Source organism: Marimonas arenosa (assembly GCF_030848945.1).
In the GTDB taxonomy this organism is placed as follows: Bacteria; Pseudomonadota; Alphaproteobacteria; order Rhodobacterales; family Rhodobacteraceae; genus Marimonas; species Marimonas arenosa.
This window is the reverse complement of record NZ_JANHAX010000008.1, coordinates 85417-109719: the sequence shown is the minus strand read 5'-3', so window position 1 is coordinate 109719 and position 24303 is coordinate 85417. Positions and strand designations below refer to the sequence as shown.

The 24303-nt window shown below is 59.7% G+C and carries 20 protein-coding genes; 7 read left to right on the top strand and 13 right to left on the bottom strand.

What is annotated here, in order from left to right; all coding sequences use genetic code 11:
- Positions 1 to 129 precede the first annotated feature (129 nt).
- The 6 genes from NO357_RS20420 to NO357_RS20395 all read right to left on the bottom strand — a co-directional run bounded on the left by NO357_RS20420 (position 130) and on the right by NO357_RS20395 (position 6304).
- Positions 130 to 1047: an SMP-30/gluconolactonase/LRE family protein gene (locus tag NO357_RS20420; RefSeq protein WP_306737608.1), complete on the bottom strand. Its 918-nt coding sequence runs from the start codon at positions 1045 to 1047 to the stop codon at positions 130 to 132.
- 15 nt (positions 1048 to 1062) lie between these two features.
- Positions 1063 to 2004, bottom strand: a complete 942-nt coding sequence (locus NO357_RS20415) for an ABC transporter permease (protein WP_306737607.1) — start codon at positions 2002 to 2004, stop codon at positions 1063 to 1065.
- Positions 2005 to 2007: 3 nt separating this feature from the next.
- The gene (locus tag NO357_RS20410) at positions 2008 to 2943 is read right to left on the bottom strand and encodes an ABC transporter permease (RefSeq protein ID WP_306737606.1); all 936 of its coding nucleotides are present in this window, start codon (positions 2941 to 2943) and stop codon (positions 2008 to 2010) included.
- Position 2944: 1 nt separating this feature from the next.
- Positions 2945 to 4420, bottom strand: a complete 1476-nt coding sequence (locus tag NO357_RS20405; protein ID WP_306737605.1) for a sugar ABC transporter ATP-binding protein — start codon at positions 4418 to 4420, stop codon at positions 2945 to 2947.
- A 34-nt stretch (positions 4421 to 4454) separates the two neighbouring features.
- Positions 4455 to 5462: an ABC transporter substrate-binding protein gene (locus tag NO357_RS20400; protein WP_306737604.1), complete on the bottom strand. Its 1008-nt coding sequence runs from the start codon at positions 5460 to 5462 to the stop codon at positions 4455 to 4457.
- 86 nt (positions 5463 to 5548) lie between these two features.
- A complete protein-coding gene (locus NO357_RS20395) occupies positions 5549 to 6304 on the bottom strand; it encodes a FadR/GntR family transcriptional regulator (protein WP_306737603.1) in 756 nt (251 codons plus the stop codon).
- A 166-nt stretch (positions 6305 to 6470) separates the two neighbouring features.
- On the opposite strand from NO357_RS20395, the gene NO357_RS20390 reads away from it, so the two are divergent.
- Genes NO357_RS20390 through NO357_RS20380 form a run of 3 tightly spaced genes read left to right on the top strand, consistent with a single transcriptional unit; the run spans position 6471 to position 9512 of the window.
- Entirely contained in the window at positions 6471 to 7985 is a 1515-nt protein-coding gene (locus tag NO357_RS20390; RefSeq protein WP_306737602.1) for an aldehyde dehydrogenase (NADP(+)), read from the top strand.
- Between the two features lie 10 nt (positions 7986 to 7995).
- A complete protein-coding gene (locus tag NO357_RS20385) occupies positions 7996 to 8904 on the top strand; it encodes a 2-dehydro-3-deoxygalactonokinase (protein WP_306737601.1) in 909 nt (302 codons plus the stop codon).
- Positions 8901 to 9512, top strand: a complete 612-nt coding sequence (locus NO357_RS20380; protein ID WP_306737600.1) for a 2-dehydro-3-deoxy-6-phosphogalactonate aldolase — start codon at positions 8901 to 8903, stop codon at positions 9510 to 9512. Before NO357_RS20385 ends, NO357_RS20380 begins: the two co-directional genes overlap by 4 nt.
- Positions 9513 to 10130: 618 nt before the next feature.
- Here the strand turns inward: NO357_RS20380 and NO357_RS20375 are convergent.
- From NO357_RS20375 to NO357_RS20360, 4 genes are all read right to left on the bottom strand, one after another.
- The gene (locus tag NO357_RS20375; protein WP_306737599.1) at positions 10131 to 11168 is read right to left on the bottom strand and encodes a 2-dehydropantoate 2-reductase; all 1038 of its coding nucleotides are present in this window, start codon (positions 11166 to 11168) and stop codon (positions 10131 to 10133) included.
- 3 nt (positions 11169 to 11171) lie between these two features.
- Positions 11172 to 12704 (bottom strand): acyl--CoA ligase, encoded by a 1533-nt coding sequence (locus NO357_RS20370; RefSeq protein WP_306737598.1) that lies wholly within the window; start codon positions 12702 to 12704, stop codon positions 11172 to 11174.
- A gap of 12 nt (positions 12705 to 12716) precedes the next feature.
- Positions 12717 to 13436: a FadR/GntR family transcriptional regulator gene (locus tag NO357_RS20365; RefSeq protein ID WP_306737597.1), complete on the bottom strand. Its 720-nt coding sequence runs from the start codon at positions 13434 to 13436 to the stop codon at positions 12717 to 12719.
- 145 nt (positions 13437 to 13581) lie between these two features.
- Positions 13582 to 14988, bottom strand: a complete 1407-nt coding sequence (locus NO357_RS20360; RefSeq protein WP_306737596.1) for a helix-turn-helix domain-containing protein — start codon at positions 14986 to 14988, stop codon at positions 13582 to 13584.
- 166 nt (positions 14989 to 15154) lie between these two features.
- On the opposite strand from NO357_RS20360, the gene NO357_RS20355 reads away from it, so the two are divergent.
- The 3 genes from NO357_RS20355 to NO357_RS20345 all read left to right on the top strand — a co-directional run bounded on the left by NO357_RS20355 (position 15155) and on the right by NO357_RS20345 (position 18261).
- A complete protein-coding gene (locus NO357_RS20355) occupies positions 15155 to 16138 on the top strand; it encodes a Bug family tripartite tricarboxylate transporter substrate binding protein (protein WP_306737595.1) in 984 nt (327 codons plus the stop codon).
- 77 nt (positions 16139 to 16215) lie between these two features.
- Positions 16216 to 16704: a tripartite tricarboxylate transporter TctB family protein gene (locus NO357_RS20350; RefSeq protein ID WP_306737594.1), complete on the top strand. Its 489-nt coding sequence runs from the start codon at positions 16216 to 16218 to the stop codon at positions 16702 to 16704.
- 12 nt (positions 16705 to 16716) lie between these two features.
- Positions 16717 to 18261 (top strand): tripartite tricarboxylate transporter permease, encoded by a 1545-nt coding sequence (locus tag NO357_RS20345; protein ID WP_306737593.1) that lies wholly within the window; start codon positions 16717 to 16719, stop codon positions 18259 to 18261.
- 182 nt (positions 18262 to 18443) lie between these two features.
- Here the strand turns inward: NO357_RS20345 and NO357_RS20340 are convergent, their stop codons facing one another.
- Complete coding sequence (locus tag NO357_RS20340) at positions 18444 to 20576, bottom strand: glycoside hydrolase family 5 protein (RefSeq protein ID WP_306737592.1); 2133 nt, start codon at positions 20574 to 20576, stop codon at positions 18444 to 18446.
- A gap of 195 nt (positions 20577 to 20771) precedes the next feature.
- On the opposite strand from NO357_RS20340, the gene NO357_RS20335 reads away from it, so the two are divergent.
- Positions 20772 to 21536 (top strand): hypothetical protein, encoded by a 765-nt coding sequence (locus NO357_RS20335; RefSeq protein ID WP_306737591.1) that lies wholly within the window; start codon positions 20772 to 20774, stop codon positions 21534 to 21536.
- A 26-nt stretch (positions 21537 to 21562) separates the two neighbouring features.
- Here NO357_RS20335 and NO357_RS20330 read toward each other — a convergent pair whose 3' ends face one another.
- Positions 21563 to 22546: an SUMF1/EgtB/PvdO family nonheme iron enzyme gene (locus tag NO357_RS20330; RefSeq protein WP_306737590.1), complete on the bottom strand. Its 984-nt coding sequence runs from the start codon at positions 22544 to 22546 to the stop codon at positions 21563 to 21565.
- Positions 22543 to 24294 (bottom strand): hypothetical protein, encoded by a 1752-nt coding sequence (locus tag NO357_RS20325; protein ID WP_306737589.1) that lies wholly within the window; start codon positions 24292 to 24294, stop codon positions 22543 to 22545. The genes NO357_RS20330 and NO357_RS20325 overlap by 4 nt, the downstream gene beginning before the upstream one ends.
- Positions 24295 to 24303 lie beyond the last annotated feature (9 nt).

Genomic DNA, 24303 nt, shown 5'->3' with positions numbered 1-24303 from the left:
GACATGTACTGCAACTGAAAGCTCTTTGGCCCAAACCTGCCATTCGGTACGACCTGGTTAAAGGGCTGCTTTGGCGGCAGTGAAGCTCTCGATGCCGTTCAGCCCCTCGGTTGGTTTTCTTCCAAGTCCTCAGGGTGTCTGAATACCGGTCGTGGCCAGGTAGACCGCAAAAACGGACTTAGTCGCAGTGATGAACAGCCGATTCCGTTTCGGTCCGCCGAAAGTGAGGTTCGCGACCATGGTCGGGATCCTGATCTTCCCCAGCGCCGCGCCGCGACGATCAAAACAGATCACCCCGTCCTGGCATGACGTCCAGACATTTTCGTCGACGTCCAACCGGAAACCATCCGGCACGCCAGGATCAACGTCACAGAAGATACGACTGTTTGCCAGGACGTTAGCGTCTGTCACGTCGAACACCCTGATATGGTGCGGCCCGTCCGGATCGTGGCTGCGCCCGCTGTCAGCAACATAGAGCCGGCTTTCATCCGCATTGAAGCACAATCCGTTCGGCTTCACGAAGTCGTCTGCAACCACCTTCACGTCTCCGGTTTCCGGATCGGCGCAGAATACATAACAGCCCGATTGCTCCATTTCGGCCTTGTAACCTTCATAGTCCGACATGATTCCGTAGTTCGGATCGGTAAACCAAATAGTCCCATCCGATTTCACGACGACGTCGTTGGGCGAATTAAGTCGCTTTCCACCGTAGCTGTCGGCAATCACCGTAAACGAGCCATCTGGCTCGGTCCGCGTCACGCGTCGACCGCCATGTTCGCAACTGATCAGTCGCCCCTGCCGGTCTCGGGTATTGCCGTTGGCGAAGTTAGAACGGCTGCGAAACACGGAAACACCGACACCCTCGGTCCAGCGTAGCAGTCGCTGGTTTGGGATGTCGCTCCAAACCAGCGTGGCATGCTCATTGAACCACACCGGGCCTTCGGCCCAGCGGCATCCGTCATAGAGTTCTTCAACCTCGGCAATCGGCACGGTGAGGTCGTAGAAACGTTTGTCGTAATATTCATAGCTGTCGCCAACCAGCGCCATGTCGATCCCCGTTTTCTATGCTTCTTCGCCGCCTGCGATGGTAATGACGGCCACAATGATGAGCCCGGTCATGATCAGCCTGATGCCTGCACTCGCCCCGAATGTGTTGAGCATGGTGACCAGCAGGAACATGAACATCGCCGCGCCCCAGATGCCGGGTACATTGGACTTGCCACCCGCTACCGAGGTGCCCCCGATGACCACGACCGCAATCGATGCCAACAAGTATTCCTGCCCCATGTTCAGAGAGGCGCCGCCAGAAAAACCCGACAAGAAAAAGCCACACAGCGCAGCCAGAAGCGCGCTCAGCACGTAGGTCATGAACCGGATGCGTTCGACGTTGATTCCGGCCAACCAGGCAGCGCGCGCGTTCTGACCAATGGCAAGAACGGCCCGGCCATAGAACGTGCGGTGCAACACGATGCTCATCACAGCCGCGAACATGATGATCACAATGGCCAGCACTGGCACTCCCAGGATTTGCGCAGTTGTGAACTCGGCCAGAAGCGGAGGCGGCTTGATTTTCAGGCCTCGCCCGTACGCGATCGCCGTGGACAGGATCAGGAAACTGGAACTGAGCGTCGCAATAATCGGCGGGATCCTGAGCACCCGGATCAGTGTGTAGTTGAACAGCCCAACTGCCAATCCACAGGCCATCGAAATCGCGAAGCCAACGACCAGCATTCCGTTTGATCCATCCATGATCTTCATTGCAACGGCTCCCGAGAGTGAGATCGTCGACGGTATCGACAGATCGACGTTGCCTGGCCCCGTGGTGATGACGAACATCTGACCAATGCCCACGATGACGGTGAAAGTCGCGAAGGACAACGCGGCGCTGATCACATCGGCGCTGCCCTTGCCGCCGGTGTAGACGGCAGTGGCGAGCCACACCATGAACATGCCCACAAAAGACCAGATCCATGCCTTCTGCGAGAGTTGCGTGACGAAGGTCATGACTTATGCCTCCCGCCGGTTGATGAGCGCTCTTAACGCCAGGACAATGATCAGGATGCCGCCTTGCGCGCCAATCTGCCAGTCCGGTGAAATGCGCAGAAAGGTTAGGAAAGACCCGGTTAACGCCAATGTGAGCGCGCCGATCACCGCCCCGACCGGCGAAACTCGTCCGCCGGTGAATTCACCACCGCCCAGGATGACGCCGGCAATGGCATAAAGGGTATAGCGGTCGGCAATATGCGCATCGGCAGCTGAAGTCAGGCCGATCAGAGACAAGCCGGACAACACGCCGAAAAAACCCGCGGCAGCGTACATAGTCATTTTGGCTTTCAAAAGCGACCAGCCGGCGCGACCAACGGCTTTAGGGTTGCCGCCAACACCGCGCAGAACCGCGCCGTAGCTTGACCTCATCAGGGCGACATGTACGACAAGCCCGATGACAATGGCGGCAATAATCGGGAAGGGCACGTAAGGCACCTTCAGTCCCATGAGCGCCTTGACCCAGCCCGGCGCCGTGCCGCCGGGAGTCGGCAGGATCAGCACCGCGATCCCGAGCCAAACGAAGGACATGCCTAACGTCACAACGATTGAGGGCAGGTTGCGCCAGTGGATCAGCGCACCCAGTCCGGCATAGGCGGCCACGCAGGCAGCAAGTGCAAGCGTTCCCAGCAGCGGTGTGTCTGCCAGCAGCGTAGCTCCGATACACGCGGTCAGCCCAACAAAGGCACCGATCGAAAGATCAAGGTCGTTCACCGTAATGATGAACATCTGTGCGATGGTCGCCAGCGCGATAGGCACCGTGTATTGCAGCATAAGGTTCATTCCGAAGTAGCTCATTGCCCGCGGCTGGACGTAGAAAATTGCCGCCAACAGGACGGTAAAGCTCGCAGCGGGAAGGGCAGCGCGCAGGAATTTCGGCGAACTCAACTGGGCCAGCATGTCAGGCGCTCTCCTTGAACGATGAATGCAGGATCTTTTCTTCGGAGAGTTGATCACGCGGCAGGTCGGCGACGATCACGCCGTCACGAAACACGTAGGTGTGGTCGCAATTGTAAAGCTCGTCCGTTTCGGTTGTGTACCACAGGAAAGTCCGGCCTTTTTCCGCCTCTTCCCGGATCAGGTCGTACACCTCCAGTTTCGTCCCGACATCAACCCCGCGCATCGGATCGTCCATCAGAATGATTTCTGCGTCCGATGCCAATGCCCTGGCGAACAACGCCTTTTGCTGGTTGCCGCCGGAAAGAGACAGGATGTTGTCATTCATGTCCGGGGTCCTGATCTTGATGCGTGCCTGCCACGCGCGCCCCAGGGCGGCTTCGGCGTCCGGGTCGATCAGGCCGTGGCGGATCATTGATTGCAGGCTGCGGACGCCGACGTTTTGAGAAATCGACCAGAGATGAAATATCCCGTCGGTCTGTCGGTCACCCGCCACCAGAGCAACCGGACCGTCCACCTTCAGGGATTTCCTTTTTCGCATGGCTGCGTCGTATACCTTTAGCAGCATTCGTGTCTGGCCGTGTCCAGCCAGCCCAGCCAGCCCGATAATCTCTCCACGATGAGCCACCAAAGCGGCGCCGTCGCGCTGCGCGTCTGACCGCGCCTCGACTACGATTGGGGTCGTGCCCCGCTGGATTTCTCGTCGCTCGTGTTCTTCGATTTCTTCCTGTTCGACGACATTGCCCATTGCCGCCACGAGCGTGTCGCGGGTGAAATCGGCGCCGGGTCTTGTCTCGACAACTAGACCGTCCTTCATCACGACGATGCGGTCGCAATAACTCAGCACTTCTCCAAGAACATGGGAAATAAGAATGCAGCTGAGCCCCTGATTGACGACTTTTCGCACGAAATCGAGCAACTGCCCGGAGGTGACGGCGTCTAGCGACGAAGTGGGCTCATCTAGAATGACGAGATGCAGAGGCGCGCCGGTCGATGTGAAAGCGCGGGCGATTTCGACCATTTGCCGCTTGCCGATGGAAAGGTCTCCGATCACGTTATCCGGATGAACACCGTGACCGGGGAAAATTTCGTCGAGTTTTTCTCTTATCATGTTGCCTGCGCGGCGTTTCCATCCGAAGCCGGTCAGTGTCGGATGAAATATCCGCGCGTTTTCTGCAACTGTCAGATTTGGGCAAAGGGACAATTCCTGAAACACACAGCGAATGCCGTTTTCCCCGGCGGCTTTCACGTTGTAACGGCCTGAAAGATCGGCCCCGTGAATACCTAGGATACCATGGTCGGGCGAAAGCGTGCCGGCAAGCACATTCATAAGCGTCGACTTACCGGCACCATTATGGCCAACAAGGCCAAGGCACTCTCCCGCATGCACCTTCAGATCGACTCCGCCGAGAGCTCGTACCGCACCGAAGTGTTTGGTCACGTTCTCAAGCGTCACGATATGAGATTGCGACGCGTTCATCTGCCTTGCCCCTGTCGCGTTCTGTCAGACCGCCTTACTCGCCGGTTACAACCGCCATTGCATCTTCCAGAGAGTATTCCACGTTGGCAACGCCGCCGGGCTGTGTATTCGCGAGGCTTTCCTCCAGCGTGTCCTGGGTGATGGTCAGGAAGGGCACAGTCAGATCCTGCGGAACTTGCTTTCCGTCCAGGATCATCTGCGCGACCCAGAAGGCCAAAGTGCCCACGCCTGGCGCGATCGAAACCGACATCGTTGCGTAGCCGTTGGCGTCTTTCTGCTCTTTCCACCACAGCATTTCGTCATAGCGGTTGCCCATAACGATCAGCGGCGTGGGGCGGCCAGCCGCGGCGAAAGCCTGAGCGGCTCCATAGCCGTCACCGCCTTGGGTGACGACTGCGGCGATCTCGGGCAACGACGGCAAAATGCCCGCCACAGCCTTCTGTGCCACGTCCTGGGCCCAATCGCCGTGCACCGAACCGACAATTTCGAACTGCGGATTCTCTTCTACGCCCTCGTGGATCCCGGCGCTGATTTCGTCATCGACAAAAACACCAGCCAGGCCACGGATTTCCAGGAGGTTGCCTCCGTCAAGCCGGGTTGCCAGATATTCCACCTCAACTTTACCCATGGCCTTGAAGTCCACCGCAATCCGATAGGCGCAGGGCTCGGTCACGATGCCGTCAAACGACACCACGACGATGCCCGCGTCACAGGCCTGCTTGACGGCACCGTTCAGCGCGTCCGGCGACGCGGCGTTGATCACGATGGCGTCGTAGCCTTGCAGGATCATGTTCTGGATCTGCGCAGCCTGTTCGGTCACCTGGTTTTCAGCCGTGGTGAACGCGGGGGCTTCTGCCACCACGCCGTCAGCAACCGCCTGGCTGGTCACCTTGTCCCAACTGGCCAGCATCGCCTGCCGCCACGAATTCCCGGCGTAGTTATTCGACAGCGCAATACGTTTTGCCGACGTGTCTGCAAGGGCGAGTCCCCCGTTCAACGTGGCCGCAAGTAGTGTCGCTCCCATAAGTGCTTTCTTCAACATTCTCTCCTCCTTTGATGTTGAATTTGGTTAGCTATGCAAACGTCCGGCGCGTTTCGGGACCAGAGTTCGGCCCCTTGCGCCCGCGTTCAATGTGCTTTCTCCCAGTTTGCCGCTTCCTGATCGGCTCCTTCACGCGCCAGCACGGCATCGAGGTCGGCTCGCGCACTTTTCAGAAGCTCGATCATTGTTTCTCTTGCCTTCCTGCTGTCACCTTTTTCAATCTGAGTCACGACCTCCATGTGAAACGGCACGGACTCTTCTCGCGCACCGGCCCGATGTGACGAGAGTTCGAAACTTTTCAACAGCAATGCCTCTACCACGTGACCCAGAGAGGCGAGCAGTTCGTTCCCGGAGGCCCGCAGAACTCCAGTGTGAAAGGCAAGGTCGGCTTCGAAGTTTTCGCTGGTTGACGCATTCGTCTCCGCCATACGACGCACCGCGGCGCGAATCCGACGGATGTCTTGCGGGCCGGCATTTTCTGCGGCCAGTCGCGCCGCTTCCGGCTCAATGATCTGGCGGAACTCGAACAGCTCCTCGACGAATTGCCGGGTGGTTTCGGTTTCGGATCGCCAGGCGATGATCTCAGGGTCGAGGATATTCCAGCTGGTTCGATCACGCACCCGCGTTCCAACCTTGGGACGCGATACCAGAAGCCCTTTTGCGGTGAGGACTTTAATCGCTTCGCGATAGACTGTGCGGCTGACATCCATTTCGGAGGACGCGACATCTTCATTGGGCAGCAGCTCGCCCGGTGCGACGCGACCAGAAAGAATCCGCATGGCCAGCTCACGCACGATCTGCTGGTGGATGTTCCTCCGGCCAAATGAGCGGCTGATACGCATGTGACCCCCATTTTGCAGTAAATAAATGCAGGACCAACTTTGCATTACTACTACAATATTACTTAAGGTAATGGTATACCAAACCACATTGAGTCAAGCCATTTGTCGATCGCACCAGCCAGGAAGGGCCCAGCGATCACGGGCTGAAAAACTGGAGAACGGGAGCATGATCTTCACGCCTCATGGCAAACACCTAATCGCGGGCGACTGGGTCGCAGGCGAGAACAAATTCACATCAGAACCGGCGCATGGGCCGGCGAATGAGTTTTCGGTCGGTACGCCCGATCTGGTGAACCGCGCCTGCAAATCCGCCGAGGAGGCATTCTGGAGCTTCGGTTATTCGTCGCGCGAGGACCGTGCGGCTTTCCTGAATGCAATTGCCGACGAGATCGAGGCACGGCGTGATGCAATCACTGAAATCGGCACCTCGGAAACCGGACTCCCCGATGCGCGGCTCGAAGGTGAACGCGGGCGCACAACGGGTCAGCTTCGCCTGTTCGCCAGCCACATCCTTACCGGTGACTACCTTGATCGACGCCACGACGAGGCCCAACCGGACCGTCGGCCTTTGCCGCGCCCGGACATCAAGATGGTCCAGCGTCCGATCGGCCCCGTTGCGGTGTTCGGTGCATCAAACTTTCCGCTGGCCTTCTCGACGGCAGGCGGGGACACGGCGGCGGCATTGGCCGCGGGCTGCCCGGTTGTGGTCAAGGGACACAGCGCCCACCCCGGCACCGGCGAAATCGTGGCCGAGGCTATCCATTCGGCAATTGCGACATGCGGTGTTCCTCCAGGTGTTTTCAGCCTGATCCAGGGAGGCAAACGCGATGTCGGTCAGGCGCTGGTGCAGCACCCGCTGATCAACGCCGTTGGCTTCACCGGTAGCCTTGCGGGTGGACGGGCTCTGTTTGACCTATGTGCGCAGCGTGATAACCCGATTCCGTTCTTCGGCGAATTGGGGTCGGTCAATCCGATGTTCCTGCTGCCCGAAGCACTGAAGGTGCGCGGCGGAGCCATCGCCGACGGCTGGGCCGGATCGCTGACCATGGGCGCGGGACAGTTTTGCACCAATCCTGGCATCGCCGTTGTGATCGACGGCGCTGAGGCGGACGCTTTCATAGAGGCGGTAACTAAAGCGCTGGAACCCGTTGGCGCCCAGACCATGCTGACCGACGGAATCGCGGCGGCTTATCGTGGTGGGCGCGACCGTGTGGCGGGCACCACCGGGGTGCGAGAGGTTCTGACCTCGGTCTGCGACCTGCGCAATGCCACGCCCTATCTGTTTGCCACCACCGGCAAGGAATGGTTGGCCAACGAGATACTGGGGGAAGAGGTGTTCGGCCCGCTCGGCCTGATCGTCCGGGTGACCGATGAGGCGGAAATGCTTACGGTGGCCCAAAGCCTTCAAGGCCAGTTGACCTGCACCCTGCATATGGATTCCGCCGATTCTGACATGGCGCAAAGCCTGATGCCGATTCTGGAGCGCAAGGCAGGCCGCGTGTTGGCCAATGGCTATCCTACCGGAGTCGAGGTCTGCGACGCCATGGTCCATGGCGGGCCCTATCCGGCCTCGACAAACTTCGGCGCCACCTCGGTCGGCACCCTTTCAATCCGCCGCTTCCTGCGCCCGGTGTGTTACCAGAACATGCCTGATGACCTGCTGCCCGGCGACCTGCGGTAAACCGTTGGCCATGGACGCGGATTTCTGGATCGCGGCAGATTGGGGCACGACGTATCTACGCGCTTGGATGATGTCGGGCGCAACGGTAGTCGCCGAATTGAAATCCGACCGCGGCATGGGAAAATTGCGGCCCGCCGACTTCGAACCCGCTTTGCTGGAGCTCATCGAACCTTGGCTCGCCGGGCGGGAAAATGTAGAGGTTCTGGTTTGCGGAATGGTCGGCGCCAGGCAGGGCTGGATCGAAACGCCCTACATGGCGACTCCGACGGCGCCAGGGAGTCCGGGGGCTGCCGTGAATGCACCCGTGAGAGACGGCAGGATCGAAGTTCGCATCCTGCCGGGACTGTGCCAGGCTAACCCGCCGGACGTCATGCGTGGGGAAGAAACCCAAATCGCCGGTCTTGTTCTGGAACAACCGGGATACAGCGGTATTGTTTGCCTGCCCGGCACTCATTCGAAATGGGTTCATCTCAACACCGGCATAGTGCAGGGTTTTCAAACATTCATGACTGGGGAGGTGTTCGAGCTGATGTCGAAAGGCTCGGTACTGCGCCATTCGATCACTGACACTGGTTGGGACACCGAGGCTTTCATCTTTGAGTTCCGCGCAACACTGGCTAATCCTGCGTCACTTTGGGCCAACTTTTTTTCAATCCGGGCGCAAGCTCTTTTGGCCGACACGGCGCCCGGGGTTGCGCGAGCCCGGTTGTCTGGCATGCTTGTCGGCGCCGAATTCGCGGCAGCAGGAGTCGCAGCCGCCGATGCGCCCATCACGATCATCGGAGATGAGCCGCTGGCCATCATCTATCGAGACGCGTTCAAGCTCATTGGCATCGAGCCTTCGGTGGTTGAAGCGAAAAAGGCCACGCTACTCGGGTTGTGCGCGGCACGCTCGACAATGAAAGGGGACAGGACATGACTCGTAATCTGATCGCCATACTGCGTGGCATCACCCCAGACGAAGTCGCAGGTGTCGCGGAAGCGCTTGTCAATTCAGGGATCGACCGCATTGAGGTGCCACTAAATTCGCCGAGAGCTTTCGATAGTATCGAGCGCCTCGCGAAAATGCAGACAGGCGCCCTGATCGGCGCGGGAACGGTTTTGGATGCGGCGGCCGTGGCCCGTGTGGCTGATGCAGGCGGGAAGATGATCGTGTCTCCCAACGCCGATGTCGACGTAATCCGTGAAACGATCCGGTTGGGGATGCAGAGCATTCCAGGCGCACTGACACCGAGCGAGTGCGTCACGGCCCTTCGGGCCGGAGCGACCACACTGAAACTGTTCCCTTCGTTCATTCTCGGCACCGAGGGGCTCAAGGCAATTCGGGCCGTGTTGCCCGAGGAAACGGAACTCTTGATGGTTGGCGGGGTCGGACCCGCGAATTTCTCGGCTTACCTGAATGCCGGCGCAGCTGGTTTCGGCATCGGAACCTCGCTGTATCGGCCGGGCCAGACGGCAGACGAGGTCAAGGAGAGGGCCAACGCACTGGTAAAAGCCTATGATGCTGCATCGGCTGGGTTGGAATAGCTCGGCCAGGCGACTAGACCTTGGGCCTCCGCCCGCCCGGACAGATGCCAAACCCCCGGATAGCCAGGCTAGATGAAAGGCTCCGGATCCGATGACTGCCTTGACGGAGGTTGGCTGATCAACGTTTTTCTGACCTACGTGTTGATTCGAATGCGTCCAGCAAAGATCCGGCCATGTCGTACTAGCTTTCACTGTGGTGGCAAAAACCGGCAAGTCACCGTAAATAATCGCGCATGTCGAAAGCTCGCCTTGTCCCGCCAAGCCGCCTCTCACCCCCAATATTGCGGCGGCCAGTTTTCGGCTGTTACCAGACCTGTCCGGATGGCGCGGCGGGCAGCAGCCTCAGGCTCTGTGCGATCATTGGTTGCCATTCGTGAATGGCTCCGGAAGTTTTCCGGGAAGCCAACAATTTGTCTTGGCGTATTCGACAACCGCGGGCCGGGTTTTATTACGAGCGTGGAAGCCGCTTGACTGACTTCATACCCATGCATCAGACGGCATTTTGACAAACGCTTACCGGCTCCATCTCTTGCCCGACAACATATGCGCGGCCGTAACGTCGCAACAAACGCCTCTTGCTTGTGTCGCTGTTCGCGAGATTGCTTTCGCGCCGGTGGATCAGTCGGCCGGCTGATATTCTCCTGCGATGATCGCCTCCAGATCTGGGCGGCGATGGTAGAGCCCCATGACCTGCCCCTGCATCCGCACCAGTGCCGAAACCGTATCCAGCGTGGGGGTCGGGATGTCCAAACGCCGCGCGAGTTCCTGAACCGACGCCACCAGCGCGTCAAGCTCCATCGGCCGCCCGGCCTCGACATCATGCCGCGTCGAAGGCTTGTGCCCGATGATATCGGCACCACCCTGAATGCGCCGTTCGATGCCGACGGTGAAGCGGGCGCCGATCGCCTCGCCGACTTGACGTGCCTCGGTCATCATTTCCCGGATCACCGTGCGACAGGCCGCATCCGCCCCGATCAGGTCAAGGCTCGCGCCAGTCAGCGCCGAGACCGGGTTGAACGAACAATTACCCCACAGCTTGATCCATAGCTCGTCGCGGATCCGCGGCTTGACCGGGGCGCGCAACCCACCCGCGCTCAGAAGGCGCGACAGGGCCATGGCCCGCTCGGTCCGCTCGCCAGATGGCTCGCCGAGGGTGAAACGGTCGCCCGAGCGGTGCAGCACCACGCCGGGTTCAGTCACTTCGCAGGCTGGGTAGACGACGCAGCCAATGGCCCGTTCGGGCCCAAAAGCATACCACTGGGCGCCGCCCGGATCCGTCGTTTCAACCGGCTTCTCGTCCAGATCGGTACCGGAATTGGCCTTGTGGAAGTACCACCACGGCACCCCGTTCACCGCCGAAACGATCGCCGTGTCCGGCCCCAGAAGCGGTGCGAACTGGTCGACGATGGGCGGCACCGAATGCGCTTTCAAGGTGATGATCACATAATCCTGCACACCCAAGTCAGCCGGGTTGTCGCTGGCTTTCACATCGATGGTTTCGCTGACCCCGTCCTTGATGAAGGTCAGGCCTTTTTCCTGAATGGCTGCCAGATGCGGACCTCGTGCGACAAGGCTGACCTCGGCCCCCGCCTTGTGCAGTGCGTGCGCCATCATGCCGCCAATCGCCCCGGCTCCGAAGATACAAATCTTGGTCATTGTTCAGTCCTCCAGCCCCAAGACCTTGGCCAGCCCGATCCGTTGCAGCTTGCCCGTCGCACCCTTGGGAATCTCGTCCAATATCAGAACCTTGCGCGGCACCTTGAAGCCTGCCAGCTTTTCCGCGACAAAGCTGCGAATGTCACCTGCATCGGCGTCTGCGCCGTCATTCAGCACGACCGCCGCTGCGACGTCTTCGCCCAGTTGCGGATGCTTGACGGCAAAGGTGACAGCCTGGTTCACCGCCGGGTGCTCCATCAGCACCTCGTCGACCTCGCGCGGGGAAATCTTCTCGCCGCCGCGGTTGATGATCTCCTTCAGCCGCCCGGTTATATAGAGGTATCCCTCGGTATCGAACCGACCCTGGTCGCCGGTGCGGAACCAGCGTTCGTCGCCGTCCATGAAGAAATTTTCCTCATTGGCCTTGGGGTTGCTTTCATAGCCTGCCGTCACATTGGCCCCCGAGATACAGATCTCGCCAATTGCGTCGGCCTCGGTGGTGAGCCCGTCGCGGGTGTGGATCGACACCTTGGGCCCGGCCGCCTTGCCGACTGAGCCGGGCACCTGTTCGCCGCGCGCAATCGGATTCGATGCCATCTGGTGCGTGGCTTCGGTCATGCCATAGGCCTCGACCACCGGGCAGCCAAAGGTTTCTTCCAGTTCGGCCATCACCGTCGGCGGCAGCGACGACGAAGACGACCGGATGAAACGCAGCTTGGTTTTCGCAACGATTTCGGAATTGCGCGCGGCCCGTCCGAGAATGGCCTGATGCATGGTCGGCACCGCCGTGTACCAACTCGGCTCGCAATCCTCGATCCAGGCAAAGACCTTCAGCGCGTTGAATCCTGGGGTACAATAGATCTGCGCGCCTGCCGCCATAGTCGCCGACACCGCCGCAATCAGACCGTGAATGTGGAAAAGCGGCATGATGTTCATGCAGACATCCGCTTCGGTCAGCGCCAGCGTGCTGGCAATATTCTGCGCGGACGTGGCGACGTTGAGTTGCGACAACGGCACGATCTTGGGCCTCGAGGTGGTCCCCGAGGTGTGGAGCACAAGACAAGGGTCGTCAGGCTGCGCCTCGCTCAGCGGGCAGACGCCATCGCCGTCATCAATGTTCAATGCGAATTTACCCGCCGGATCGTTTTGGCCGGTGGACGCGACGGCAACCCGGATACCCAGATCTTTCGCCGCCTGAGCGGCTGGGCCTTCGGCGTCGTCGCAGATCAGAAGCCCGGCGCTGAGGTCGTCCATGTAGAAGGAAAATTCGTCCTTCTTGTAGTTCGGGTTCAGCGGCGCCGCTACGGCAGCATTGGCGACAGCCAGGAAAGCCGAAGCCATTTCCGGCCCGTTCGGCAACACGATTGCCACCTTGTCGGCGCGGCCAACGCCTGCCGCCCGGAGTTTGCCGCCGGTGGCCTCAACGAAACGCGCCAAGGCCTCGTAGCTCAGGTCGGGACGGTCCGGCGCGGTGAGTGCGGCATTGCCGGCCGGAGCCGAGGCCAATAGCTGGCTGAGGGTCGTTCTTTCGGTCATGGTTCTTCCTTATCAGTCGTCATCCATCACGAACCCGCGGATGCGGGCAATATGCGATTGCATTGCACGCCTGGCGGCCCCGGAATCGCGAGCGGCCAAGGCTTCAAGAATTTCCTGGTGGCCCGCCAGGGAAACACGGTGCCGGGTAGGCCCTTGATAGACCTCGCCACGCACCTGGCCTACGACGGAATTGATCGAGCGGATCACACTCGACACCACGTGGTTGCCAGCGGCTCGGGCAATGCCGAGGTGGAATGCATCGTCCAGCAGACGCAGCGTACGCGGGTTCCTTTCACCCCCCTGCTGGGTTACGATGTCCGTCAAACCGCGCAGCTCTCGATCACTGATCCGCTCCGCAGCCAGTGCCGCGATCTCGGGTTCCATCATCGCGCGGAACTCGAAGATATCCTGGTTTTGATGGGTCGCGTCTGACGGAGTTTCGCGGCGCAGGTGGTCTTCCAGAAGATCGATATCGGTCGATGCGATATAGTTTCCGCTGCCCTGCTGCGGCGCTAAAATTCCCTGTTCCTGCAAGACGCGCAAAGCTTCGCGCAGTGAATGGCGCGACACCACGAAGCGTTCCGCGAGCTGGCGTTCCGTTGGCAGGCTGTCACCGATCTTTAGCCGTTCATCGACAATGAAACTGCGCAGGCGTTGCGCCACAGACAGATAGGCGGGGCCTACGGCAGTCCCCTGCGACTGCGTGTCTTTCGCCTCTGTCTTGGCCATCATTGCAGTGTCCGCCATGAGATTTGATCCAACCAATATCAAAATTGGTCCAACCATCTCTAGATTTACCGCTTCCCCTGGTCAAGCCAGCTTGGGGCGACAATCGGTCTCAGGACAAGCCGCTCCCTGCTCCAACTTCTCCCCAGGCTCAACTTTCGTAACGAGTGCTTCCTCGTCGGTCTGCGTGAATGCGCAACCGGATATTGAGCGGCTGATGCGCACGTTGCGAGCAGGCCTGGCGTGGGCAGACGTGGCAGGAAATCCCGATTTGCGTGAACATTCCCCGGTCCTCTGTATTCAACGGCTCCGCATAACACACACGGTCTGCCTGTTCGCTTTCACACCCCAACGCGATGACAAGGCGCCGATCCTGCGTATTCCTATCGAAGACCGGCCGGTCGGTCGTACGGGACAACGTGAAGAATCGCCCCCCCCCGGGGAGCTCAACAAATTGTGGCACCACGACCCCGGGACGGCCAAAAGCCGCGTGAATATTCCACACCGGGCAGGATCCGCCCTGCTCCGCCAAGGTGAAAGGCGTTGCATTGAATCGCTTGGTCACATTACCTGCGCGGTCAACCCGCAGGAAAAAGAAAGGGACGCCGCGCCGCCCGTCCCGCTGAAGCGTCGTCAGGCGGTGACAAACCTGCTCGAAACTCACGCTGAATGCCGAAGCGAGCCGGTCAATGTCATAACGCGCAAACTCGGCCGTTTCGACCATGCTCTCATAGGGCATCAGCAGTGCCCCGGCAAAATAGTTCATCAATTCGACGCCAAGCCGTGCGCGCCCGTCCTCGTCGGCAAGGCCTGCACTCTCGACGAGCTGGTCCACGATGTCCTGGCAGGTCAGAAGCCCGACCACATGCGCAAGCTGGAACACCCGGTTGGGATGGTCGAGCGCCTCGGACAGCCGCACCTCCCCCTCGGTCCGGTCAAACACGCGCAAAGTGTCTCGCATGTCCACCAATGAAACCAACCGCGCGCTTACCCCGTGTTCGACGCGCAGAAATCTTTTGAGCGAAGCATACATGTCATCGGCGGCACCGCCGATCCTGTTGCGGCAGTCCCCAGCCGCGCGATCGAGCTCGTCGAAATAGTTCTCGTGGTCGCGGAAGAAATCATGGATTGCCGTGCCAGGCGTGGTGGACAGAAGATCGTCGGCATGTCCAGTACCGGCCTGACGGCTCAAACGGTCCGTCAAATTATGGTGACTGTCATAGATCTGCAAAAAGCGTGAAACGAAACGAGGGGCATGCTCGATTGCTGCGCGCAATTCCTGAAGGTCAGGAGCATCCCCGGAAAAAATCGGGTCGCGCATGGCCGCGCGCAATTCGGGAATGCGCTTTTCATCACCGTCTCCGACCAGGTCGCGCCAATCGACGCCATAGGCCTCGGTAATGGCAACCAGAACCTGCACCGAGAGCGACCTCTGATTGCTTTCCAGCAGGTTGACATAGGCCGGACTGATCCCGAGTCGGGCAGCCATCTGAGCCTGTGTTTCGCCCTGCGACTTTCGTAATTGACGTAGCTGCGATCCGACGAGCGTCTTCTTCATGTTTACAACTTTACTTATACACTGTTTGTAAAACTAATATTTCACAAAAATTCCCCGGGATGTAGGAATAATTTGTCGCATATTTAAAAATCTACCCCTATGCCACACAGGTTTCCGGCAGCGAATCGACTTCAAGGGGTTCGCCCGAACTCTGGGAGGAGAATACATGCAATACAAATTTACTAAGCGCAGCTTTGTCGCGATGGCTGCATCTGCGGTACTGACGCTCGGCACGGGCCTGCCGGCGACGGCATCGGACTGGAAGCCGATCAAGCCGATTGAAATGGTCATCATGGCTGGTCAGGGCGGCGGTGCCGACCGTATCGCGCGGCTGTTCCAGTCGATCATCCAAAAGGAAGGCCTGGCATCCATGCCGGTCTTGCCGGTCAACAAAGGCGGCGGATCGGGCGCCGAAGCTCTGCGCTATCTCAAGGACAACGCCGGCGATGCGCACAAGGTCATGGCAACGCTGAACAGCTATTACACCACCCCGTTGCGCACTGAGATCGGCGTGGACATCGCCGAATTCACACCGCTCGCGCGCATGGCGCTCGACACCTTCGTTCTGTGGGTCAACGCCGACAGCGACATCAAAACCCTCGACGACTACGTTGCCGCCGTTAAGGCCGCTGATGGCAAATGGAAGATGGGGGGCACCGGCACCGGTCAGGAGGACAGCCTGGTCACCGCGATGCTTCAGAAAGAATTCGGCCTCGAAATCACCTATGTTCCCTTCAAAGGTGGTGGCACCGTAGCCAAGAACCTGGTTGGCGGTCATATCGACTCGACGGTGAACAACCCCTCCGAACAAATGGGCTTCTACCAGGCCGGCAAGTCGCGTCCTATCGTGGCCTTCACACCCGAACGGCTCGAGGCATTCCCCGATGTTCCCACCGCACGCGAGCTTGGCCATGACATCGTCTACTGGATGCAACGTTCGTTCGTCGGCCCCAAGGACATGCCGCCCGAAGCCGTGGCCTACTACACCGAGATGTTTCGCAAGCTCTCGGAAACAGAAGAGTGGCAGACCTACACGAAGGAGAAATCCCTGATCTCGGATTTCCTGTCCGGCGATGCGCTTCAGGCCTATTTCCTCGAAGAGCGCGGCAAGCACGCCGAGATCCTCGAGGCGATGGGCGAAGGCTCCTGATCGTTTCACAAAATTGAGATGGCGGGCCACCCGTGATGGCCCGCCTCCGCGTGACAGGGCGAACAACAGGAAGAAACATGCTGGCGGCCGACAGGATAATCGCGATCGCGATAATCGCGATGAGTTTATATTTCATGACCCACGCAGCCACCCTGCCCATCGGCTGGTCCGGTGAAACCGGCGGCCCAGGTGCCGGGGCGTTCCCATTCTGGCTTTCGCTCGTTATGGCCCTGTCGGCGCTTGGCATTCTCGCCCGCAGCTTTATGAAAGAGCCGACGCATGGCAGGTTTTTCCATGACAGGGCGGTCCGGCCAGTTGTCGCGGTGACCCTTGCCTTGTTTTGCGCCATTGCTCTGATGCCGCTGGTCGGAGCTTACGTCGCTTTGGTTCTATTCATGCTCTGGTATCTCAGGATTTTTGGCGGGCATGGTTGGGTCCTGACCTCAATCCTGACGATTGCGACCCCGGTCTTTCTGTTCTTCTTCTTCGAGGTAACGCTGAAGATCCTGCTGCCCAAAGGATGGACCGAGCCGTTTTTCATTCCCCTTTACAGCAAGTTTTTCTGAGGGAGCGCAACAATGGAAATTCTTACGCTCCTCGGCGACGGGTTCGCCACTTCGCTTTCTCCCGTCAACCTCATGATTGTCCTGTTGGGCGTGACCGCCGGGTTGTTCATCGGCGCGATGCCCGGGCTGGGCTCGGTCAACGGCGTGGCAATCGTCTTGCCGCTGACCTTCATCGTGCCGCCCTCCTCGGCGATCATCTTGCTGGCGGCTATCTACTACGGCGCCATGTATGGCGGGGCGATCAGCTCTGTTCTGCTGGGAATCCCCGGCGCCTCGACAGCGGTTGCGACAACCTTCGACGGGCGCCCGATGGCCCAGCAAGGCAAGGCTGGCCTGGCGCTGATCGCGGCGGCGGTCGCCTCTTTCGTCGGCGGCACGATATCGGTCATCCTGTTCACCGTGTTTGCCGTGCCTCTGGCCGATCTGGCTCTGGCATTCGGGCCCGCGGAAGAATTCGCACTGGTTCTTCTCGCCTTCACCACCTTCGTCGGGCTCGGCGGTGACGATGTGCTCAAGACAATCATCATGATCTGCCTCGGCCTTGTCCTGTCCTCGGTCGGACTCGATCTCATTTCCGGACAACCGCGGCTGATCTTCTTCGATCAGCCCGGCTTCTATTCCGGCATTTCCTTCCTGGTCCTGGCCATCGGCGTCTACGGTGTCGGAGAAGTGCTGTTCACCATCGAAACCTCGCACAAGAGACAGCAGGTCACGCCTGCCCGGCTGTCGCTTCGTGAGCTGGTCGAGGGGATGAAGGCCATGGCTCGCCTGTGGAAAACGATGTCCGTGGGCTCGTTCCTCGGGTTTTTCGTCGGCATGTTGCCGGCCGCCGGCGCCACCCCGGCTTCGCTGATGGCCTATGGCATTGCCAAAAGCACATCAAAACACCCGGAAACCTTCGGCAAGGGCAATATTGAAGGCGTCGCCGCGCCCGAGACCGCCAACAATGCCGCCTCTACTGGCTCGCTGTTGCCGATGCTCACCCTCGGCATCCCCGGCTCGCCCACGACGGCGCTTCTCCTGGGCGGCATGGTGATGTGGGGGCTGGTACCGGGACCGATGCTGTTCATCGAACAGCCCGATTTCGTCTGGGGTCTGATTTCGTCGCTCTACACCGCGAATTTCGCGGCGGTGGTGATCAACATCGCGCTGATCCCGCTTTTCGTCTGGGCGTTGCGCATGCCGTTCACTGTGCTCTGTACCCTGGTTCTGGTGCTCTGCATTGTCGGCGGCTACGCGCCCAGCCAGAAGATGCACGACGTCTGGCTGATCCTCGGTTTCGGCGTCGTGGGCTACCTGCTGCGCAAGGCGGACTATCCGCTCGCGCCTCTGGTGCTGGCGCTGGTGCTCGGCCCGTTGATGGAAAAAAGCTTCCGCCAGACGCTGATCGCCGAACAGGGCAACATGTTCGCCTTTGTGGAACGCCCGCTTTCCGGCCTGTTCCTTGCCATCGCGGCTTTCTTCTTTGTGTTGCCACTGGTGAATGCACTTCGGCACCGTTTGGCAAATCGCAAACTCGCACCAGATGGGCTGCCCCCGTCGGGTGGGGCGGCTTGAACGCCAGTGCATGACGGGTCTTCAGTTTTACCAGTTGCATAGGACTGGTGGCAGTCAGCTGCCACCTGGCTTGGGATGATCCGGCCGGAGAATTCCGCCGCGTTGGTCTCAATGCGACTGGGCGCTTACTCAACTATTCATCAGCGCAATCGGCATAAGTCAAAGGATTTGGACGAGCGCCTTCAATGCTGGGTCTTGGACAGGTTCTTCTGAAGGATTTCGATCAGTTCCTCATTTGGCTCCGCCGGCTCCGACCCCATTCCGCTGCGGTAAACACCCATCGACGAGCCATGGTAATTCCACAGCGAGAAACTGGTTTCGTATTTGCTGAAAATGCCCAATAGGTCTCTAACCCAATTACCGCCGCCTTTGCCTGCAATTTCGAACGTGCGGCCTATCGTGCCAAATTCCATCACGGACATCGGCACGTCGTTTTCAATTCCGAACCGGTACCGTTTCAAGAACTGCGCCTCGAGGTATTCGTGATTTCGGAAAACAAAGCCTTCGCTGTCTTCTCCCTTCGGGTTTCCGTAGAAACTCAGTTCCAGACCGACAAACTCCTGGGGCTCTCCGTCAGAGACAGGATAGGAGACGTCTTTTCCCTTCATATAACCGGTGATTTTGTAAAGGTTTCCGGGAACTGCCTGGAACCAAAGACTGTCACTGCTCCATCCCAAGTATTCATCATGTGTGGTGATCCCTTCAATTCTCAGACTGTACCGGTCGTTGGCACCGTCCGTCTCCGACCTGGTGAATACTGGCTGGCGCGCGGCCGTATCAACATTGCCCCATCCCCACCATTGCCAGATGCTGCTCTCAGAAAGCGGCGCGCTGAGGAGTTTCCTGGCAATTCCCCTTTTAGTGTCGAATTCGAAAACGTTCAGGTCGTCGAAATCCACGCTTCCTCGCGCACCGAAACGCATGGTCACAACCGGTAGCCCCGCTATTGCCTCAGGGTCACGCAGCTCTGCCCAACCGCTGTCGTATTTCGCCCAGCCCGAACTTCCCTCTGCTACGTTTTGACTGCCGATTCCGCTGTCAGGAAGCAGGACCTCTTTGCCCGTCGGAATAGGTGTTTCGTCGTCAGGATATATCCCGCCATCGGATATTGGTCTTTCAAGCCAAGAGGCCGACTGATGCGTGAATGCGATTGGTTCATAGAAATGGAAATCGTACATCACGTTCGGGTCATCGACCAAAAACTGAGAGTCTGCGTTCATTTCCGAATACCGACGGTTAGTTCCATAGAGCGCCCCTACGATCAGTAGATGGTTCGGATCGACTTCCCGTATCGCTTTGACCAGGTCACTCGCCAATTCGCGCCATTGGTCCCCCGACGCATCCTGCGTAACCGCTTCATTCAGAAGCTCGTAAGCTCCTACCGCTGTTTCGTTTCTGTACCTTTTGGCTATCAGACGCCAAAGTTCGACATTTTGAGCGCGCGTGTACTCGTCGTTCCAGATTCCGAAATCGACCTTGTCGTCGGTTGGGTCGAGCCAGAACCCTCCAATCGGGACATGCAGGTCCAGTGTCAAAAGAAGCCCGTGTTTTTCAGCCCAACCAACATTCTGATCAAGCCACCGCCAAAAGGCGTCCGGATTCGACCTGTACCAGTTTCCATTGAAAGCGAAACGAATACTGTTGAAACCCAGGTCACGCACCCGTTCAAAATCGATCTCTGAGTGGTGCTTCGATTTTTCAAGATCGAAACCCGCCTCACCAAGTCGGTAGGAGTAGTAATTCGAGAAACTCACAGACTTGAATCGAATTGGTTCTCCGTTCCGCACCAGATGGCGACCCTGCGCGCGCACGAACTCAGCCGGGCCAGGACGCCCGAAGTCGTACAGGACCAGCCCGAGAACCAAGAGGAGCGCGGCCGACAGCGTGACAGCCGTCAAAAACTTGCCGGCGAACTTCAAACGAATGCCTCCAATTGTACGAGGGCAAAACCCCACCCCAAATGCCTGTTGATCGAAACGGCCACCAGCTTTTTCTTCTCTATCGTTGAATCGGGTATTTCCATGCGTTTCTGGCATACGCCAAGAACCTGTGTTCATCAAATCTGGGGGCAGCCTGTGGCTTGGGCAAAAGCACGCGGGCATGGCGCGCCCTGCAATGTCGGCTTCTATCCCATCGCGGGGAAAAAACGCTGAAAAGCAAAACTGCAGATTCGTTCCGCCTCGCTGCCGTTGGTGCAAACCGCCGCGTATGGCCATATCCCGTCTGACGGTCCAGTGATGTTCGTCGAACGAAATGGCGGAAAAGCTGACGCTGCGAGACCACGGCGGCCTCTCCCTCGGCAGATAGCCGCGCACCGGCCGATCCGGTCCTTGATTTGCGTTCACGCATTTGCGATCAAGCCGCGCAATATTTCAGATCCGTGGGGATACATGTCGAACAGTCGAAACTCTGTTCGCGCTGTAGGCGCGTTCGTCTCGTTTGCCATCACCGTTTTCGGGGCCTGTGCGGCGCAAGCGGCCGTCAAATGTCCCGGACCTCAGGCGAGCGGCATGCCCGAGCGCGTGTCTCTAGCCCCGTCTGGCAGCGAAGTCATGGTGCACCTGAAAAAAGCGCGCGGCAGCAAGCGGGACGCCGAAGTGATCGACCAGGTGCTGTCCGGGAACGTGCCGACCTTTCTCAGGCAACTGACGCCGGTCGATCTCACCGGCACGCGCGCGAACGGAGAACAGGTGCGCGTGACAGTTTGCGTGACGCCGGAATACTTGGCGGTGGGCAGCGACAGTGATTTCGTCCGCGTACCAATGGGGCTGGCCGCTGCGGCGCGGGTCGCGAATGAACTGGGCTTCCTTCTTCCTACGCCTAAGATGGTAGACGCCATCTACGCTCAGGCGCGAGTCCGTCTGGCCCCCAAGCCGATGAAGCCGACGGCGCAGATGGAATCCACCGACTACCTCGTGGAACATGACAGGACGCTGGACGCCCAGAGAGCGGAAACCGGCGGCAGTCTGACCGATCTGACCGCCGGACAGAAAAAGGACATCGTGCTCACGAAGCGCTTGCTCAGCAAGCCGGGGCGCGTCGCGATCTATGGCTGGCACCGGACAAATGGCAAACCGATTCAACCGCTCAGCACCGTGCACGGCGCAGCCTATGCCGATTACAGCCACGGCGTGCGCCTTGTCAGTCGTCAGGCCTTCGTCAACGGCGTTCAGCGGGATCTGGCCGAGATCATGCAGGATCGCGAACTGGCCCCCATCGTCAGCAACGAAGGTCCGATCGCGGACCCGGAACGGCTTCTGGCCAAACAATACTGATATGACAGGGGCCGCAGCCCCATGTCTTAGTCGATCGTTTTGCAGCAGCGGAAGCCGAGGTGGTAATTCTCGTGGCTCTCCTTGCTCATCACCCGCGAGCCGTGCCAGTACGGCGCGCGCCAGCGGCACCAGTCGGGATGGGCGCGGTACTTGTCCCAGATGAACCAGCTGCCCTTCATTTCGGTCACGCCCAGCTTTCTGCTGCCGCGACTGGCCATCTGGTCCGGTGTCATCGGCAGGTTCATGTGTTCGGCCGCGTTGCCGTGCTGGTCATAGACGCCCAACTCGCTTTTGCAGTCCGGAAATGCCCCGGTCGGATAGGTGTTCGAGCCGCAGCTGCGGTACCCGCCGCCGCCGCAGGTTGCGCTTTTCTCGCTGTTCTGCGCACAAACGCCGCGTTGGAAACTCGGCCCGTAGGCCCAGCGCTTTGTAGGGGCATATTTGCGATTGTGGACCTTGCGCATCGCTTCGACCGATCCATAGCCGAAGAAGTAGTCGGGCGGCTCCAACGCTCCGGCGCAGGCGCCCTCCCATTCATGTGCGTCGCACAACCGCTTGCCCACCGCCGCACAGATCTCCGCCGCCTCCCGGGCCTTGGTCCAGACCACCGGATAGGTGCAGGGAATATTGGGAAACTCGAATATGTCGATACAGGCTTTCGCATCGTCCGGGCTTTCCGAGCGCGGGTCATAAAGCGGCGCCATGAAGCGGTTGCCGCAGATCCGCGTGTTGCGCGGATTGTCATAGCTGCCGACCCCACCCGATATCCGCGCTTTGCATTCCTCGGGGGTCATCGGATGGCGGGTGATCGCCGGATTGCCCTGCCCCATCACCGACGATCCGGCAAAGATCGTTTTCAGCCGCTGCATCTGCGCAGCGCTCAACGCGTGCACCGTTTTCAGCTGTTCGAACAACGTGTTGTTGGTCTGTTGCCGCGTGGTCTGGGCGTCAACGGTGGCGGGCAGGATCAGCGCGCCCCAGACCAGGGCCAGGACGAAGCGGGCGCTCATGGCGTTTTCCCTTTCCGGGTGACGTAGAACAGGTCGCGATTATCGGCAAAGCCGATGAACCGGGGGATGATCGTGCCGCCGCGGGTCTTCTTCTCGATCAGCGCCATGCCCGGTACCATATGGGCGACATGGATCGACCCGCCGCGGGGCACGTAAAGCGCCAGATAGGTGAGTTCGATCGCGTTCATGTCAAGCAGCATGGCATAGCTGCAGCCATAGGCCTGGAAGGTACGGGCCATGGCCGACGGCGTGGCGGTGGAGAAATAGCCGTAGATCAGGTAGTTGCGATCGCCCGACGCGGCCATGCAAGCGCCCGCACGCAGCGTGCGCAATTCCGCCTTGGCCGACCCCGACCAGTTGCCGCCGCCCCATTGGGTGACCCGGTCCCCCGGGACGGGCTGGCCGGTTTCGGGATTGGTGACGACTAGGGGCACGCCGTTCTGACGGGCAAATTCGATCTGCGGCAGAAGAGCGTTGTCGGCTTGCTCCCAGGTTTTCATCACCACCGTGCCGTCGGTCAGGCCAAAGAGCGTCGACAAGCTGGGCTGCAGCTTGCTGAGGATCACGCCCTTTTCGATGAAACCATAGTGATGACCCAGATTGAAGGTTGCCATGTCGCCGAATTTGAAGGCGCCGTGGTGGCGCTTGAAGCCGCCGGCGAAGGTCGCCACCGCCCGGCTGGCGATCACCGGGTTGACCATGCCCAGCGTGACCAGCGGATTGGCGGTGTCAATCCCGTCGGGGCCGGGCAGGCCGCGCGGGCGGATCGACCGGGGCGGGCGGCCCGACCATCCCAGGGCGGGGTGATCGGTGCCGACCGCGTAACCGAAATCGTAGAGTGCCAGATCGAAGGCGATCATGTAGCCGGTCGCGTTCGATTCGATGTTGTCGAGCCGGTTGGCCCCGGGGATCTCGAAAACCTCGGGGCTGATGGCCCGCGGCTGGAACGCACTGGCGAAGACGCCCTCGAGACCGGCCACCGGGTACCATTGCCCGATGGTCATGCGGGTGGGGTCAGTGCCTTCAAGCGCGACGTCGAGCAAGGTGGAGATCACCGGCTGCTCTTGCGGCGGCACGCGGCCCTTCATAGGCGCGGGGCCGGTTTGCGCGCCGCTTTGCCCGCCGGTGCCGACCGTTTCGCTGGTTTCCAGTTCGGAATCCTTGAAAAAGTTCTTCTTGACGAAACGCACGATCGACTCGCCGCCCCAGACATGGTCGCGCAGGAAATCGGTTGTGGCCTCAATATTGGTCTTAGCCCCGGTCACCCGGTTGCGCAGAAACAGCCTGCCGTCGCAGATCGGCGCATAAGCCAACCCGCTTTTGCGCGCCTGGTTCAGCGCTTCGGCACTGTTGGCCCAGGGGGTGCAGGTTGTCTCGCCCGCGGCCGTGGTGATGCTCAGCGCCGGCGGATTGGACGATGTCAGAACCACGTTCTGAGCGGCCGGATCCGGGTTTTCCAGGTGGAAGCTTCTTGCTTCGGCCTCGGCATTGTCCCGAAGCTGCAGCAGAAACCAGGCGTCGGTCGCAGGATTGAGTGAGACCAACGTCACATGCAGGCCGGTTACCGCATCGGTCGCCGACACCGTGTCGCGGAACGGTTGCAGGTCGAGCACCGACTTTGCCTGCACGGCCTCATAGGCCGCGCGCTGCCGCTTCAGCGTTTCGGCGTCCTGCGCTGTGGTGGCACCTGCCAGCAGGACAAACACCGTGGCCAGCCCGGCGATCCCGCGTTTCACTTTGACTGCCATGTCATTCTC